The following is a 15,987-nucleotide window of genomic DNA, read 5'->3' as shown; positions in this document are numbered from 1 at the left end:
CATGACGAACCTCACCGTCATCCAGACCGCACTCGATGCTGAGCAGGGCGCCGCCCGCGCTGGTCGACGCCCGTCGATCGCCGCGCGGATCGGCTCAATGGGCCAGAACAGGGTCGGCGCTCTGCTCCTGCTCGTCGCGACGCTTGCGGCGATCGTTTGGGCCAACGTGTCCCTGGCGTCCTACGAGACGTTCTGGGGGACCCAACTGATGGTCGGCGTCGGCGACCTGCGCCTAGACGTCACGCTTCACGCGCTGGTGAACGACGCGCTGATGGCGATCTTCTTCTTCACGGTCGGGCTCGAAGTGCGCCGGGAGTTCGCGATCGGGGAGCTGACGAGCTGGTTCCGTGCCCTGGTGCCGGTCGTCGCCGCCATCGCGGGCCTGGTGGTGCCCGCGCTCCTTTTCGTCCTTATCGCGAGGGGCTCTGGAAACGAGCATGCGTGGGGAGTCGTGATCTCGACCGACACGGCTTTCCTCGTGGGCGCCCTGGCCCTGATCGGTCCGCGCGTCCCCGGACGCCTGCGGGTCTTTCTCCTGGCCCTCGCGGTCGTCGACGACATCGGGGCGCTCAGCATCATCGCGCTGGTCTACACCGAGAACTTCACCCCGCTGCCGCTCCTCATCGCCGCCGCCGGGCTCGTCGGCGTGTACTTCACGCGTTATCTCCGTAGCGGCCGTGGACCTGTGTACGCATCTTTGGCGATCGTGGTGTGGCTGGCCTTCCTCGCCTCGGGTGTGCACCCGACCCTCGCGGGCGTCGTGATCGCACTGCTGGTCCCGGTGTATCGCCCCAACCGCACCGACGTCGAGCACGCGATGGAACTCGTGCGCACCTTCCGCCAGTCACCCAACACCGAGTACGCCCGCGCCGCCGCGAACAGCCTGCGCGAATCCATCTCGATCAACGAGCGTCTCCAGTCCGCCTACGCCCCCTACGTCGCGTACGTCATCCTTCCGCTGTTCGCCCTCGCCAACGCGGGCGTCATGCTGAGTCCCGAGATCCTTGCCGAGGCGGCCGGCTCCACTCTGACGCGGGGCATCGTCGTGGGCCTGGTCGTCGGCAAGCTCCTCGGCGTCTTCGGTTCGAGTGTGCTTCTCCGGCGCCTGGGACTTGGCGAGTTCGGAGCGGGACTCACCCTCGATCGCATCCTCGGCGGTGCAGCGCTGTGCGGGATGGGTTTCACCATCTCGCTGTTCATCGTCGACCTCGCGGTCCACGACGAGCTCGCGCAGAACGAAGCGCGAGTGGGTGTGCTCGCGGCATCCGTCGTCGCCTTCGTGCTCGCGACGATCATCTTCCGGATCTCGGATGCCGTGCGCCCCGACGACGATTCAGGTCAGATACTGGCTCGCCCGGTCGACCCAGCACGCGACCATGTACTCGGGAACCCGGACGCCCCCTACACGATCGTCGAATACGGCGACTTCCAGTGTGGCTTCTGCCTGAAGGCGTCGGGTTCCATCCTGGAGGTGCGCGACGAACTCGGGGACCGACTCCGCTACGTGTGGCGCCACGCCCCACTCGCACAGATCCACCCCAACGCGCTCGCAGGGGCGGAGGCATCCGAGGCTGCGGCTGCGCAGGGCAGATTCTTCGACTTCGCGCGCGCGATCTTCGACGACCAGGACAACCAGCGGCCGTCCGACATCATCCGCATCGCCCGCGACCTGGGCATGGACGTCGAGCAGTTCGAAAAGGACCTCATCTCCGCCGAGGTCACCGGCCGAGTGGCCGATGACATACTCGACGCCGAGGCCATGAACATCACGGCCGTCCCGACCCTCTTCATCAACGGCCGCCGGCACGTCGGCCCCTACGACGCGCAGTCGCTGCTACGAGCGCTGACGGCCCCGAACGACACACACATCCTGCGGGCCTGACTCTTGCGGCGCGTTACGGAGGGAGCACGCGGAGTCAGATCGTGTAGGGCCTTTGGCCACCCAACTCAGCCCTCGGCGTCGCGCTCGCGCCTTTTGCGCCACCCGGAGGACGACATCCCCGCAAGAACGGGGAGGAGTAGCCCGATCAGTAACATGAACCCGTGATGACGACCGCTGACTCGCACAATGGCAGACGCCTGACGGCGCGCGGTGCAAAGACGCGGACAAGGATCGTCACCGCGGCAGCCGACCTGATGTACATCCAGGGCGTCGGGGGTACCACGCTCGACGAAGTGCTAGCCGCGAGCGGAGTGAGCAAGTCGCAGTTGTACCACCACTTCGACGGCAAGGATGCGCTCGTACGGGCCGTCATTGACCACGTAGGCCAACGCGTCATCGAGCGTGAGCGCGATGCCCTCGGCCATGTCTCGACGCTCCCAGGGCTGCGACGCTGGCGGGATGCGTTGGTAGCGAACAACGCCCTTCGGCATGGCGCCTACGGCTGTGCGCTCGGCTCGCTGGCCTCCGAGGTTTCCGATCATGACGATCTCGCCCGTCGGGCCCTGTCGCACCTGTTCACCGAATGGCAGGGACTGCTGGCAGGGGTGTTGCGCAGGCTTCAAGACAGTGGCGCGCTTCCGCCCGAGGCGCCGGTCGACCAGCTCGCGACTGGTCTTATGGGCGCCCTCCAAGGCGGGTACATGCTGGCCCAGACTGCGCGTGATGTCACACCGATGGCTACCTCCATTGACATGGCGCTCGCGCACATCGAGAGCCTGTCTGCTGGTTGAGCCCATGTTGGCGGCGTGGACACACACTCGGCCTGCTGCTGTGCGTCGTCGTGACCGCCCCATCGGTCCAAGATCACGACACGGCGCCTGCCCTGCCACGCCAACTGGCGTCCTTCTGCCAGCGGGCCCGCGACTTTGAACGCCTACCCCAACACCGCGAGGCCATGGTCGAAGGGCAGGGCCATGATCCGCATCACCAGCCGACGCCTCACCAAACAGGATGAGGAACAGGCTCTCAGCTGCAAGGAGATCGGTCGTGGCAACCCCGCTGGTGAGGTGCTCACCATGGGGTCATGGATAACCGGAACGGCCTGCGCATCCGCGTGCCTGCACCTGTCCGGCGAGTCGCCTGGCTGGCGAATCGGTCCAGATCGACCGAAGTCATGATGAGCAACTTCCACGGACAAACCGTACGTCCCAACGGGGCCGTCGAGCTGCGCCCCCTTGATGCATGACGAGATACCGACTCCAGGTAGGAGGATCATGGGCACCGGAATAGCAAAGACCAACAGACTCATCGCGATCATCGCGGCTTTGGTAGCCCTCCTGGTGGTCTCGGTGATCTCGAGCTCCGGTGCATGGGGCGCGAGTCGCGGGCATGGCTCCGGGGCCGCGCAGTCGTCGTCGCGTTACCCGCAATCGCAACCACCTGCTGGTTTTCGGTCCAAGTACGCGGAAGTGAACGGCTTCCGGATGCACTACCTGCAGGGCGGCAAGGGTTCGCCTGTGGTGATGATCCACGGGTTCCCCCAGACGTGGGCCGAGTGGCGGCAGCAGATGGGCCCGCTGTCCAGGACTCACACTGTGATCGCCGTCGACCTGCGTGGCACCGGCAGCTCCCAGGTCACCAAGGGTGGTTACCAGGCCGCGCAGATGGCCAGGGACGTGCATCAGCTGCTGACGCAGCTGAGGCTCAACAACGGCGTCCAGGTCGTCGCCCACGATATTGGTGTGTGGGTCGGCTACGACTACGCGGCGCAATGGCCGTCGGAGGTGCGCCGCATGGCTGCGATGGAAGCTCCCATCCCAGATGAGGGCGTCTACAGCTTCCCGGTTCTGAACGCCGACCCGAAGAAGCCCTCGGCGTGGCACTTCGGCATGTTCCAGCTGCCTCTCGCCGAACACCTCATCGCCGGTCACGAGCGTGTCTTCGTCCAGGACATGATCACTGAGTACCTGGCGGGCAACAAGTCACCGTTCACGTCGTCGGACTACGACTTCTGGGCCCACTACCTGAAGGAGCCCGGCCGCACGACGGCCTGGATGACTGTCTACCGTCAGCTTCGCGCAGACGTTCAGCAGAACAAGGAGTACCAGGCACGGGGCAAACTGACCATGCCCATCCTCGCGGTCGGCGCCCAGGACTCCTTCGGCGGAACGATCGCCGACCAATGGCGTGACTACGCCGTGAACGTCCACGGACGAGTCCTGAAGGACTCGGGCCACTTCGTGACGGAGGAGAAGCCACACGAAGTGACGGCCATGCTGCAATCCTTCCTGCAGAAGTAGCTGTCACCGTCCAGGGACGGACCGCGACGATCCCTCAAAACGGCTGGAAAACCCCGACGTCGGTGGGGTCGCGCTGGTGGTGACCAGGATCCCACCAGCGCGACCTGGCGGCAGAACGGTCGAGGGGATCCACACAACGGGACGGCCACCGAGTAAGACGGCGCGACGGACCTGACACTAATCAGGCGGAGCAACGTCCACGCCAGCGCCGCGTACACGGCACGGAAACGACAAGCCGGCTGCAGTGAACACCGAACCACATGAAGGAGGAGCGAGAAATGAACGACACCAAGCAGTCCGCCGAAGATCTGGCGATCCTCGAGCGGCTCAATAATGACTACATCCACTCCGACCAGACCAACGATGTCAAGCGCTTCAGCGAATTCCTTGCCGAAGACTTCATCATTCAGATTGAGGGCGTCACCCGCAATCGTGACGAGTACCTCGACTACATCGCCAAGCCGCGCCCCTTCAAGGATCTTGCTGTGCACGACGTTAACATCCGCATCCTCAGTGACGTTGCTCTGATCCACGCCCGCGTCACACTCACCACGCTCGCCGATGGAGTGGCCAAACAAGCTCTGTACACGGACACGTACCAGAAGCGGAACGGCACCTGGGAGTGTGTCGCAGCCTGCGCGCCCGATCCGTTCCCGGTCGCCTGACCGCGCGCCGCCATGTCTGATATTGCAGCGCAGGCGCGCTACGAACAGTTCGTCGAACTCCACCGTGGCCCCGACACGTTCATCATGCCCAACGCATGGGACGGCCCGTCGGCCCTCCTCTTCAAGGAGGCCGGGTTCAAGTCCATCGCGACCTCCTCAGCGGCCTTCGCGGCGACGCTGGGTCGGATCGACGGCATCCACGCCGTCAGCCGTGACACGCACCTTGACCATGCCGCCCTACTCACCTCCGTGAGTGGCCTGCCGATCAACGGCGACTTCGAGGACGGCTACGGCGAGACTCCCGAAGATGTCCGGGCCACTGTCGACGCTGCCATTGCCCGTGGTCTCGCTGGCATCGGAGTCGAAGACACGACCGGTGACCCCGCCAACCCGATTCGTGACTTCGGTGATGCGGTTCGCCGCATCGAGGCTGCCGCCGCGGCCGCGCACGGACGGATCGTCCTGACCGGTCGTACGGACAACTTCTTGTGGGGGATTTCCGACCTCGATGACACCATCCGCCGCCTCTCCGCTTACGCGGAGGCAGGAGCTGACGTCCTCTACGCACCGAACCTGCCGGACAGGGCCTCCATCAGCGCAGTCATCACCGCTGTCGCGCCCAAGCCGGTCAACCTCCTCGTCAGCCCCCAGGATGCGGCCACCCTCGCGGAACTCCAGAGGCTCGGTGTCCGCCGGATCAGCCTCGGGGTCGACCCCTACACCCACGCCCTCGCGGCTACACAGGTGGCTGCGGCGAAGCTCGCCAAGGGAGACCTGACGGCGCTCGCATCGAACCTCAACTTCGGCCACATCATCGACCTCATCAAGGGCTAACACGGCATGATCGGAAACGAAGAGGCGACGCCGACACACCACGCACCGCAGGTGCGCGTGGTCACGGCATCGTCGTGCGCCGCGGCGCTCCCGTGCCAGCCTGCAGCTGGCCGCGCGGCCGCCACTGCTGCGGAGCCTGGTAGCAGGCGGGGCTGGGCGTCCGTCGGTGCGGTCGCGCTCGGCGCGTTCGTCGTCGTCATGACGGAGACGCTGCCAGTGGGGCTGCTACCGCAGATCGCTGGCGGACTGCAGGTCTCGCTCGGCCTCGCGGGGCTGATGGTGCTCGTGCCGGGCGTCGGCGCTGCGGTGTCGGCGCCGCTGTTCTTCCTCCGCTCCGGCCGCTTCAACCGGCGCTCGGTCATCGTCGTCCTTGGTCTGTCGGTGCTGGTGTCGAACGCGGTCGTCGCGGTGGCGCCGAACTTCGCCGTGGTGCTGATCGCCCGTGTGCTCTTCGGCGCGACCCTCGGAGCGTTCTGGACCGTTGTCGCACCGGTCGGGCCCAAGCTGGTGGGCCGGGCCGGCGGAACTCGCGCCATCACCATCATCGCGGCCGGTATTTCGGGTGGGACGGTGGTGGGCCTGCCTGCGGGACAGTTCCTCGGCAACCTCGTCGGATGGCGTCTCACTTTCGCCATTGCGGCGGCGGCGACACTGCTTGTCGTGGTTGTGCAGACGGTCGTGCTGCCGGGTATTCCGCCGGACGGGCGTACGCACGTGCGTGATCTCGTGGGAGTCGTGACGCGGCGGGCCGCCCGGTTCGGGATGGCGGCGGGCGCGACGGTGTTCATCGGACAGTTCGCCGCCTGGACCTATGTCACCCCGTTCCTGATGGACCACACGCATCTGTCCAGCCGCACGATCTCCCTGCTGTACGTCATCTACGGCTGCGGTGGCATCGTCGGCTCACTCACCGCTGGATCACTGTTCAAGCGCGGAGTGACCGGTAGCTTCGCCGGGGCGGCGACAGTGGTGGCCGCATTGCTCATCGGGCTGGCGAGCGTGGGCACCTTACCCTGGCTGGCTGGCCTGTTGCTCGTGCTGTGGGGCTTGTTCTGGGGAGTCGTGAACCCGGGAACGCTGGTCTGGATACTTGACGCGGCCCCGGAAACCCCGGAGGCCGCGTCGGCGGTGAATGTGACGAACCTTCAGATAGCCGTGGCGGCGGGGTCTGGCCTCGGCGCGATTCTTGTTTCGTCGACAACCCTGCAGACGGTGTTCCTCACAGCGGGCTTCATCGTCCTTGCCTCTGCCGTGCTCGCCGCTGTGGCGGCGCGGTTCGTCACACTCGCCCGGAGGGAATAACTCGATGCAAGACGTGGCACCAGCGACCGATCGGGTCAGCCGGCGCCGAACGCTGCGGCTGGCCTTCTTATCTGGGGTGGTCTCCCTGGTGGCCGTGTTTGCCGCAGTGGGCTCGACGATCCCTCTTTTCAATATTTACCGAGCCGAGGACGGGTTTACCAACGCCGGTATCTCGCTCACCGTCGTCGCCTACTCCGCGGCTACTCTCGGCACATTGCTCGTGGTGGGACGGCTGTCCAATCATGTGGGCCGACGGCCCATTGCGATCGCCAGTCTCGGACTGCTCGTACTGGGTTGTCTGCTGCTGTTGAATGTGCACGCCATCGGCATCCTGATCGCCGGTCGGCTCCTGATGGGTCTTGGCGCCGGGCTGGCCAGCAGCAGCCTCACCGCCTACATCGTTGACGCCGCGCCGGCCAGGCCGGCCTGGCTGGCCTCCGTCGCTTCCAGCCAGACAGTCATGCTCGGTCTTGCTGTCGGTGCCGTCGCCTCCGGTGCCCTGGTCCAGTTCGGCCCCTGGCCGCGTGACCTCATCTTCCTGGTTGTCATCGGTCTGCTCCTGCTGTCTGCCGCGCTTATCGCCGTCAGCGCGGAGACCGTGACTGCGGCGCCGGGCGGTTGGCGGTCACTGCGCCCCAGCGTTCGCGTACCGGCACGGGTCAAGCATCTGCTCCCCGTCGCGGCCGCGGTGTTCCTGTCCACCTGGGCGACCGGGGCCTTCTACCAGGCCTTCGTGCCCGCACTGGTCGAAGATCAACTTCACACCAACAGCTCGCTCGTCCTTGGACTGGTGTTCGCCGCTTACATGGGCCCCAGCGCTGTGGGCGCTCCCCTTGGGGGCCGGTTCTCACCGGCGGCAGCTCAACGCATCGGCATGATCGCCTTCCTGGTCGGATGGATCGGCATGATCACAGCGATCACCACCGGCGCACTGCCGTTGTTCATCGCCGCAACTATCGTCGCCGGGGTCGCTCAGGGCATCGCCATCAGCGCCGCCACCCGTGGCCTGCTCCACGGGAGTAGGCCTATCGACCGGGCCTCGGTCTTCGCCGTCATCTATCTCCTCAGCTACAGCGGCGCGACCATTCCCAGCCTCATCTCCGCTCAACTCTCCGACGTCTTCTCAGTGCCGCACATCGCGCTCGGGTACGGCGCACTTGCCGTCCTCGCCACCCTGCTCACTGTCATCGCCGCACGCAACCCGCACACCAACACGACCAGCCAGCCCGATGAGTAGTCATGGAAAACCACACCAAGGAGGTCCGCTATGACCAGCATGATCCACGCAGTTCAGGTAAGCCGGGCCAACGCCCTGCTAGGTGTCGTTGACCTTCCCGAACCCAGCCCCGGCTACGGGAAGGTCCGTATCGCCGTCGAGGCGTGCGGCATCTGCGGCTCCGACGTCGCCATGGTGCAGGGCTCGTTCGGCGACGGACCGTTCCCGCTCACTCCCGGCCACGAGATCGCCGGCCGTATCGACATGCTCGGCGAAGGCGTCGAGGGCTGGCAGCTCGGCGACCGGGTGGCCGTGGGCTGGTACGGCGGCAACGACGGAACCTGTCAGTCCTGCCGCGAGGGTGACCCGATCAACTGCGTGAACCTACAGGTGCCCGGGCTGGCCTATCCGGGTGGGTACGCCGAGTCGACCGTGGTGCCGACCAGCGCGCTGGCCCGTATCCCCGAGGAGCTGACCTTCGCCGAGGCCGCGCCCATGGGCTGCGCCGGCGTGACCGTCTTCAATGCGCTGCGCCGCACCTCGGCCTGGCCCGGCGATCTGGTCGCGGTCCTCGGGCTCGGTGGACTCGGGCATCTGGCGGTCCAGTTCGCCGACAAGATGGGCTTCGACGTCGCCGTCATCGACCGCGGTAGCAAGAAGGAAGCGACCGCCAGGCAACTCGGCGCCCGCCACTACCTCGACAGCACCGTGCAAGAGGTGCCCAAGGCGCTGCAAGCACTCGGTGGCGCCATCGTCATCCTGGCCACCGCGCCAAACCCGGCGGCAATGACAGCAGCCATCGATGGCCTGCGCGCCCACGGCGAGATGGTCGTCGTCGGCTTCTCCCCGGAGAAGATCGAAGTCAGCCCCGTGCAGCTCATCACCGGGCAGAAGACGCTGCGCGGCCATAACGCCGGCACTTCACGGGAGGTAGAGGAGACGCTGCGCTTCGTCGCACAATCCGGGGTCCGGGCCATCACCGAGCAGGCGCCGCTCGAGGACGCGCCACAAGCCTTCGACAAGGTGCTCGCCGGAGCAACGCGGTTCCGGGGTGTCCTCATACCTGCTCGCAGCTAGACGGATACAACAGCAACATGCGCGGGCATATCCCGCAGCCCCTAACGGCAGCCGCCGGTAGCACTCCGACTGGCGGAATGGGCGTCGTCGCCCCGCAGCCGCAAGGCGCTCAGGTCGGTGTGGCTCAGGCGTGCCGGGTGTTCGGTGTGTCTTACCAGACCTGCTACCGGTGGGTGCGCCGCCCGTTTGCCAGCGCCATCTTTGGGCAAGAGTGCAGGGGCCTGCCGTACGCCCAGGCCGCCGACGCCGTAGAACGGTTGCACGGGGCCTGCGGCGATCTCGCCGCCCGACCTTCCGGCCACGACACCACGAAGGAGAGCCATGCCGGCGGCTCAAGCACCCAACAGGCGCACCGAAAATTTCGGTGCTCCCGCCGAGAAAACCTACGGTTACGTCCAGGCGATCATGCACGGCGACACGATCTATATCTCCGGGCAGCTGGCGCAGGACGGTGCTGATCTCGTGGCCCCAGCCCCCCTCGACGAGCACGGCAAGGTCACGGACTACGAGAACATGGGCGACCAGATGCAGCAGGCATACCGCAACGCCGAGACGCTGCTCGGCCGGTTCGGAGCCTCGTTGGCCAATGTCGTGGAAGAAGTCCTCTACGTGCTTGATATCGACGCGGCATTTCGGGTGGCCGGGCCGGTGCGCAAGGCCGCATACGGACGCGAGGATCCACAGGTGGCAAGCACGCTGGTCGGCACGCCGCGGCTGGCCTTTCCCGCGCAGCTTGTCGAGATCAAGATGATCGCACGGGTATGAGCGGACTGAGAAACGCGACAGCGTCCTTCTGCCCATCCCCCCGCCCCTAAGCCGTGGCCGCGCAGGGACACCGACCAGCGGGACCGCAGCGCCAGGCACACGAACCGCCGAAGGTCGCGAGGTGGGCGGCGAAGCATCACGCCACCTCCAGGTGAACGCGTCGGCTTGCCGGCAAGACGGCGAGCATCGCAGCAGTCTTGGCCATCAGTGCTCCTCGGCCTGGATCGTGTGATTGGCGATCATGCCGTTCCGCATGTCCGCGAGCGAGCGGAGTAGGTGTGTGGTGGCCGGGTCGGCGGGGAAGAAGGTTTCGATCGCGATCTCGTCCAGGGTGATGCCGGGTCGTGGTCACCGTCCGGTATGGACAGGTTCCAACCTCGGTGTGCTCGTCGAGCGACGCCATAGTTCGATGATCGTCGTAGTTTGACACCTGTCGACATTTGAGGTTAGTTGAACCTGCACCCCGCAGGTGCATCCGCCCCGGAACGCGACGAAGGAAGAGCTGACAGTCATGGCGAAGGCAGTGAAGTTCGACAAGATCGGCGGATCCGAGGTCCTCGAACTGCGCGAGGTGGAGGTCGGCGAGCCCGGCGCCGGCGAGCTACGCATCCGCGTCGACGCGATCGGCCTGAACCGGGGCGACGTCATGTATCGCGAGGGCGCCTACTTCTACCAGCCCGTCTTCCCCTCCGGCCTGGGCTACGAGGCCGCCGGTGTCGTCGAGGCCGTCGGCCCGGACGTCTCCGGCTTCACCGCCGGGGAAACGGTCGGCGTCGTCCCCGCCTTCCTGCTGACCGACTACGGCACCTACGGCGACCACGTCCTGGTCCCCGCTGCCGCCACCGTCCACCGCCCGGCCTCCGTCGCCTCCGAGCAGGCCGCCGCCGTATGGATGGCCTACCTCACCGCCTACGGCGCACTCGCCGAGAACGGCCACGTCCGCCCCGGCGACCACGTCCTCATCACGGCCGCCTCCTCCTCGGTAGGCCTGGCCGCAATCCAGACCGCCCTGCACCTGGGCGCCGTCCCGATCGCCACCACCCGCACCGCCGACAAGAAGCGGCGCCTCCTGGACGCGGGCGCCCCCCACGTCATCGTCACCGACGAGGAGGACCTCCCCACCCGCCTCAAGGAGATCACCGGCGGTACCGGGGTGCGCACCGCGTTCGACCCCGTCGCCGGCCCCGGCGTCGAGACCATCGCCGAAGGCATCGGCGCCGGCGGCCACCTCATCGTCTACGGAGCCCTGGACCCGCGCACCACCCCGCTGCCCAATGCCAAGAGCTTCCCCGCGCTGACCACCAGCACCTACACCGTCTTCGAGGTCACCGCCAACCCCGAGCGCCTCGCCCGCGGCGTCGCATTCGTCAACGCCGGCCTCACCACCGGCTCCTTCATTCCCGTCGTCGACAAGACCTTCGACCTCACCGAGGTCGCCGACGCCCACCGCTACATGGAGTCCAACGCCCAGGTCGGAAAGATCGTCATCACCGTCCGGCACTGACCCCAGCTCCCGTGGAAGGAGAACCGTCATGTCCCAGGAGAGCGATCCCGCGAGTTCCGCGGCTCCGGTGGCCCCCGTGCTGGAGCGGGCTGCCGCCGCGTTCGCGGGTGCCGCAGCCAACCCGCCCTACCTGTTCGACATGCCGCCCGCCGAGGCCCGCGCGGCCGTGGACGAGGTGCAGTCGGGCGCGATCGACAAACCCGCCGTCGACGAGGAGTGGGTCACCGTCTCCGCCGGTCCCACCGGCGCAGTCCGGGTACGCCTGGTGCGCCCACGAGGGAGCGTGGGCGCGCTGCCGGTGGTTCTCTACCTCCACGGCGGCGGCTGGGTGTTCGGCAACGCCCATACACACGACCGACTCGTGCGTGAACTCGCCGTGGACGCGGGCGCCGCCGTGGTCTTCCCCGAGTTCAGCCTCTCCCCGGAGGCCCGCTATCCCGTCGCGATCGAGCAGAACTACTCGGTGGCGCAGTGGGTCCTGGCCGAAGGGGCGGGCAAGGGACTGGACCCGACGCGGCTCGCAGTCGCCGGCGACTCCGTCGGCGGCAACATGGCCGCCGCATTGACACTGATGGCCAAAGAGCGAGGCGATGTCACCTTCGTCCAGCAGGTGTTGTTCTACCCCGTTACGGACGCGTCCTTCGACACCGGCTCCTACCACCAGTTCGCCGAGGGCTACTTCCTGAGCCGTGACCTCATGCAGTGGTGCTGGGACCAGTACACGACCGACCCCGCCGAGCGGGCGCAGATCACCGCCTCGCCGCTGCGCGCCACCGTGGAGCAGCTGAGTGGTCTGCCACGGACCCTCGTCATCACCGGCGAGGCCGATGTGCTGCGCGACGAGGGCGAGGCCTACGCGAACAAGCTGCGCCAGGCCGGTGTCGAGGTCACCGCGGTCCGCTACCAGGCCATCATCCACGACTTCGTGATGCTCAACCCCCTGCGGGAGACCCAGGCCGCCGAGTCCGCTATCAGTCTGGCAACCGCCACTCTGCACAAGGCCTTCGGCACTCCCTGATCCGACGGCCCGGCACTAGGAGCGACCAAACGGCGCGGCACTGGGGGCGTCCGCCGCCGGGCCGAGGACACAGGGCACTCCGGTTCAGCTCTGCGCCAGGGTGCCCTAACGCTCGCGTCGGGCCGCAGCCAGCAGTGCCGACAGCAATCCCGGGAACCGCTCCTCCAACTCCCGGGCACGCAGTGCGTTCATCTTCGTCGTCCCGACGTAGTACTGCCGGATCACGCCCGCCTCCCGCAGCACATTGAAGTGATGCGTCGAGGTTGAACGCGACACCGGCATGTCGAACATCCCGCAGCTCAGGTCCTCACCCGACGCCGCGAGCTGCTCCACGGCTCCGCGCCGCACCGGATCCGCCAGCGCCTCCAGCAACTGCTGCAGAGAGACCTCCTGCACCGGGGGGTGCTCCACACTCCGTGGGGCGGTACGGGGACGGGGCACAGGAACTCCTTCAGCGCGGCTTACTCCCATAGTACGACCGTCATCGAATATGCGGTCCAGACGGACGCCGCACCACCACCTGTGGCCGACTCTCACGAGCCGGTCCTCTCCCGGAGCAAGATCAAGAATAGTCGGCGCGGTGGCCCGCTCGACCACGGCCGCCATCACGCAAAACCATGAATGGTCGTCGACCCGGGTGACGATCTTGGCCTTTCGCAGTTCGCCGGTGGCGGTGTTGACCAGCCTGATCCCACCCACGATGTCGATGCCCCACAGCTGCATTGAGTCTGGCCGCTGGCAGCGTTGGAAGGAGGACGCCGGGCGTTCGCGCGGCCGCTGACGCGCCAGCCCGTGACGGATCAAAACTCTGGTCGATGGTCCGCTCTGAGGGCGCCGCGACAGCTTCGTCCTGCCACGCAGCGGCTTGCGCAGCAGCCCGAGCCGGATCCGCCGCTAACCCCACCGCGGACGCGCCCGCCGCATCTCCGCGGCCGCGATCTCCCCACCTCAGCAGCCTGATGCGGACACGAGGTCGGCCGATGTGAACGATCCGCTAACCCACCGATCCGCTCAGCCAGATACCTGCCCACCCACCGATGCACGCTCGCCCGGTGCACCCCGGCCCGAGACGCGACCTCAGTGACTTTCCTGCCGGCCAACACCGCCCGCACCGCGTCCAGGCGCTGCTCCACAACCGACAAGACAACCAGTGCCAATCCCGGCCTCCCCGAGTCTGTGCCTTGGGTCGGCGTTGCTCGTCGGCGATCAGGCGTCCGAGGTGATGACTGAGGCGGTCCGCGCGAGCGCCGACGCGATGCGCTGCCCGGTGCCTGGTCAACGACGCGGGGGAGGGAAAGGGCTGGGCGGCGACCTCGACGGCCACCTCACGCGGGTGCGGCCGGCGACTCCAACACTCCAGATATCTCGACCGCGGATGGGGCCAGGACGTCAATGAGCTGGACCCGCCGTAGGGCAGGTGGAGCTAGTTGAACCGGTAGCGGCCGGTGCCTCTGGCACCTACCTACACCGAGATTCTCGCGGACCGGTTCGTCGGGCCAGGCCCTCCGCGGTAGGACTCGACGTGTTGGGCTGGTACTGAACTCGATGCGGCAACGCCTGGTCACGCCGGAGTTCGAAGCCAAGTGGCGGCACTGACAACCCGTCGACGGCTGGCTGGTGAGACTCGATGCGGCCCGCACCATGGTGGTGCGGGCCGCCGCTGCAGGGGCTGTCCGTGCCGGGTGTCAGCAGGGACTGGATGTGGGGCCGTGTTAGCCCGCTGCCGGGGTGATGCCGGCGTAAGCTCGGCCGATCTCGACCTTGGAGCCAATCGGGAGACCGGTCCCGGCGCCTGTGATGACGAGCTCGATCATGGTGACCTCGATCGTCCGGGCGTCCCTCTTGATCTTGAAAAGGTTCACGGTGACGGCGCCGTTGAGGAGTTCAACCTTGGTGTTCGGTTTCACCTTCAGCGAGGACAAGGCTTCTCCGGCGATCACGAGGTTGACGAATTCCGACCCGGCTTCACTGAGTTGGATCGGACCGCTGCCGGCCCGCGTCGCTGTGGCAACCGCCTTGACCGTATCGGCCCGGATGAGGCCGTTGAGGATGTTGACTGAGGCGATCGTGTCGGTCACCGTGCTCGACGCGTTCGAGGCTGTCGTGCTGCCCACCCCGGTCGAGGTCGCCGCGCCGGTGACAACCACGTTGCCGGGAAGGTGGATGGAAGCGATGGTGTTGCTGGTGTTGCCTCCTGTGCAGGGCACCTTGGCGAGTGCGGTCGGTCCGGAGCTCACCGCACCGTCGGCGAGGGTGATCCGGGTGGCAAAGCCTTGACCCTTGAGGAAGCCAACCGCGGGTTTCGTCAACTGTGCCTTGGCGTTGGCGATCCAGACGTTGAAGTCGGCGCCTGGCACCCACGGGTTGTTCGGCAACAGGACGAGGTGGAGTGCGGTCGTGATCGCCTCGCGACCGCCGTCGACGACCCGGTTGATCTGCCGGTTGACTTCGACGTATCCCACCGTGCCGAGGACCGGAAGGGCGAGGTTGATCCTCGTGTTGGGTGCCGGGTTGAGGCCGACGCTGACGCCGAGGATCCTGAGGTCTGCGATCGAGGTGCTCTGTACGGCGCTGTAGGTCGACCCGTTGAAGGTCGTCCGCGTCGAGGTCTGGATCAGCCCCGACGTGATGATTCCGCCGAGCAGGTTGATCCCGTTGGTCTGCGACGTCGCGACCGCGGTCCGTGTGTTGCCGGACTCGAGCGCCTGCACACGCGTCAACTGCGCTGACACGCGACCGAGAGTGAGCGGGAGTACGACCAGCGAACTGTTGTTGAAGTCGGTCGTGCCTGGTGCGGCACCACATGCGATGTCGCTGTAGGCCGTCGGGCCGCTCACGACCGTCTGAGCACCGTTGAACACGTAGGTGCCGTATGCCTGTGCGACGTACCCAGGCTTGGCCGTGGCAGCCTGCGCCGGTGCGACGGGGACGAGCGGCGCGGCGGCGATGCCGACGGAGACGAGAACGCCGGTGCCACGTCTGGCGAGGGTGGCTAGATGCATCGTGTCCTTCCTGGAACATGAAGTAATGCGGAGTAATCGCGTAATGTCTGACCGTAGTCGCGTTCCAGGTCCTGCAGCCGCCAACAGTCAGTTGACACCTGCATGTGAAGGAACTGTCATCGTCGATGTGCGAGATAACAGCTAGGCCTGCAGCGCAGCGGGATGGGTGCGCAAGCCAGTGGCCAGATGTCAGAGCCTGACCTGCCATGAGGCGGCCGATCCACCCAGCGTCCGTATGGTCTCGGCGAGGGGCGCCTCGTGAATTATGTGGAGCGGGTGGTCCTTGCTGGCCACGTGGTTGCACAGCGAGATAAAACTCACCTGCAGCCGGCGGGCCAGCGCCCGCAGCGACAGTCCGTCGAGCCCCTGTTCGTCTATCAGGCCCAGGGCGGTGGTGAGCACCTTTTGACGGGACAGCACGG

General features: G+C 66.7%; 16 protein-coding genes. 12 read left to right on the top strand and 4 right to left on the bottom strand.

Annotated elements, in window-relative coordinates:
* Nucleotide 1 precedes the first annotated feature (1 nt).
* From nhaA to HEB94_RS04020, 11 genes are all read left to right on the top strand, one after another.
* Nucleotides 2-1,882, top strand: a complete 1,881-nt coding sequence (gene nhaA, locus HEB94_RS04075; RefSeq protein WP_192748695.1) for a Na+/H+ antiporter NhaA — start codon at nt 2-4, stop codon at nt 1,880-1,882.
* Between the two features lie 164 nt (nt 1,883-2,046).
* Complete coding sequence (locus tag HEB94_RS04065) at nt 2,047-2,673, top strand: TetR/AcrR family transcriptional regulator (protein WP_192756221.1); 627 nt, start codon at nt 2,047-2,049, stop codon at nt 2,671-2,673.
* A 483-nt stretch (nt 2,674-3,156) separates the two neighbouring features.
* The gene (locus HEB94_RS04060; RefSeq protein WP_192748693.1) at nt 3,157-4,182 is read left to right on the top strand and encodes an alpha/beta fold hydrolase; all 1,026 of its coding nucleotides are present in this window, start codon (nt 3,157-3,159) and stop codon (nt 4,180-4,182) included.
* Nucleotides 4,183-4,460: 278 nt separating this feature from the next.
* Nucleotides 4,461-4,847, top strand: a complete 387-nt coding sequence (locus tag HEB94_RS04055) for a nuclear transport factor 2 family protein (protein WP_192748692.1) — start codon at nt 4,461-4,463, stop codon at nt 4,845-4,847.
* A 12-nt stretch (nt 4,848-4,859) separates the two neighbouring features.
* Nucleotides 4,860-5,681: an isocitrate lyase/PEP mutase family protein gene (locus HEB94_RS04050; protein ID WP_192748691.1), complete on the top strand. Its 822-nt coding sequence runs from the start codon at nt 4,860-4,862 to the stop codon at nt 5,679-5,681.
* A 6-nt stretch (nt 5,682-5,687) separates the two neighbouring features.
* Nucleotides 5,688-6,983: an MFS transporter gene (locus HEB94_RS04045; protein ID WP_273374859.1), complete on the top strand. Its 1,296-nt coding sequence runs from the start codon at nt 5,688-5,690 to the stop codon at nt 6,981-6,983.
* A 94-nt stretch (nt 6,984-7,077) separates the two neighbouring features.
* Entirely contained in the window at nt 7,078-8,220 is a 1,143-nt protein-coding gene (locus HEB94_RS04040) for an MFS transporter (protein WP_202896104.1), read from the top strand.
* Nucleotides 8,221-8,250: 30 nt separating this feature from the next.
* A complete protein-coding gene (locus HEB94_RS04035; protein WP_192748688.1) occupies nt 8,251-9,276 on the top strand; it encodes an alcohol dehydrogenase catalytic domain-containing protein in 1,026 nt (341 codons plus the stop codon).
* A 321-nt stretch (nt 9,277-9,597) separates the two neighbouring features.
* Nucleotides 9,598-10,041 (top strand): RidA family protein, encoded by a 444-nt coding sequence (locus HEB94_RS04030; RefSeq protein ID WP_192748687.1) that lies wholly within the window; start codon nt 9,598-9,600, stop codon nt 10,039-10,041.
* A 511-nt stretch (nt 10,042-10,552) separates the two neighbouring features.
* Complete coding sequence (locus tag HEB94_RS04025; protein ID WP_192748686.1) at nt 10,553-11,545, top strand: zinc-dependent alcohol dehydrogenase family protein; 993 nt, start codon at nt 10,553-10,555, stop codon at nt 11,543-11,545.
* A gap of 28 nt (nt 11,546-11,573) precedes the next feature.
* Complete coding sequence (locus HEB94_RS04020; protein WP_192748685.1) at nt 11,574-12,563, top strand: alpha/beta hydrolase; 990 nt, start codon at nt 11,574-11,576, stop codon at nt 12,561-12,563.
* Nucleotides 12,564-12,668: 105 nt separating this feature from the next.
* Here HEB94_RS04020 and HEB94_RS04015 read toward each other — a convergent pair whose 3' ends face one another.
* A complete protein-coding gene (locus HEB94_RS04015) occupies nt 12,669-12,959 on the bottom strand; it encodes an ArsR/SmtB family transcription factor (RefSeq protein WP_337917457.1) in 291 nt (96 codons plus the stop codon).
* A gap of 184 nt (nt 12,960-13,143) precedes the next feature.
* Here HEB94_RS04015 and HEB94_RS04010 point away from each other — a divergent pair, with 184 nt between their 5' ends.
* On the top strand, nt 13,144-13,344 hold the full coding sequence (locus HEB94_RS04010; RefSeq protein WP_192757184.1) for a hypothetical protein: 201 nt from the start codon (nt 13,144-13,146) through the stop codon (nt 13,342-13,344).
* Between the two features lie 19 nt (nt 13,345-13,363).
* Here HEB94_RS04010 and HEB94_RS54325 read toward each other — a convergent pair whose 3' ends face one another.
* The 3 genes from HEB94_RS54325 to HEB94_RS03995 all read right to left on the bottom strand — a co-directional run bounded on the left by HEB94_RS54325 (nt 13,364) and on the right by HEB94_RS03995 (nt 15,985).
* The gene (locus tag HEB94_RS54325) at nt 13,364-13,696 is read right to left on the bottom strand and encodes a helix-turn-helix domain-containing protein (protein WP_192748684.1); all 333 of its coding nucleotides are present in this window, start codon (nt 13,694-13,696) and stop codon (nt 13,364-13,366) included.
* Between the two features lie 579 nt (nt 13,697-14,275).
* A complete protein-coding gene (locus tag HEB94_RS04000) occupies nt 14,276-15,565 on the bottom strand; it encodes a choice-of-anchor P family protein (RefSeq protein WP_192748683.1) in 1,290 nt (429 codons plus the stop codon).
* A gap of 189 nt (nt 15,566-15,754) precedes the next feature.
* Nucleotides 15,755-15,985: a TetR/AcrR family transcriptional regulator gene (locus HEB94_RS03995; RefSeq protein ID WP_192748682.1), complete on the bottom strand. Its 231-nt coding sequence runs from the start codon at nt 15,983-15,985 to the stop codon at nt 15,755-15,757.
* Nucleotides 15,986-15,987 lie beyond the last annotated feature (2 nt).

The organism is Actinopolymorpha pittospori, assembly GCF_014873875.1.
GTDB classification, from domain to species: domain Bacteria; phylum Actinomycetota; class Actinomycetes; order Propionibacteriales; family Actinopolymorphaceae; genus Actinopolymorpha; species Actinopolymorpha pittospori.
This window is presented reverse-complemented; position numbering and strand designations above follow the sequence as displayed.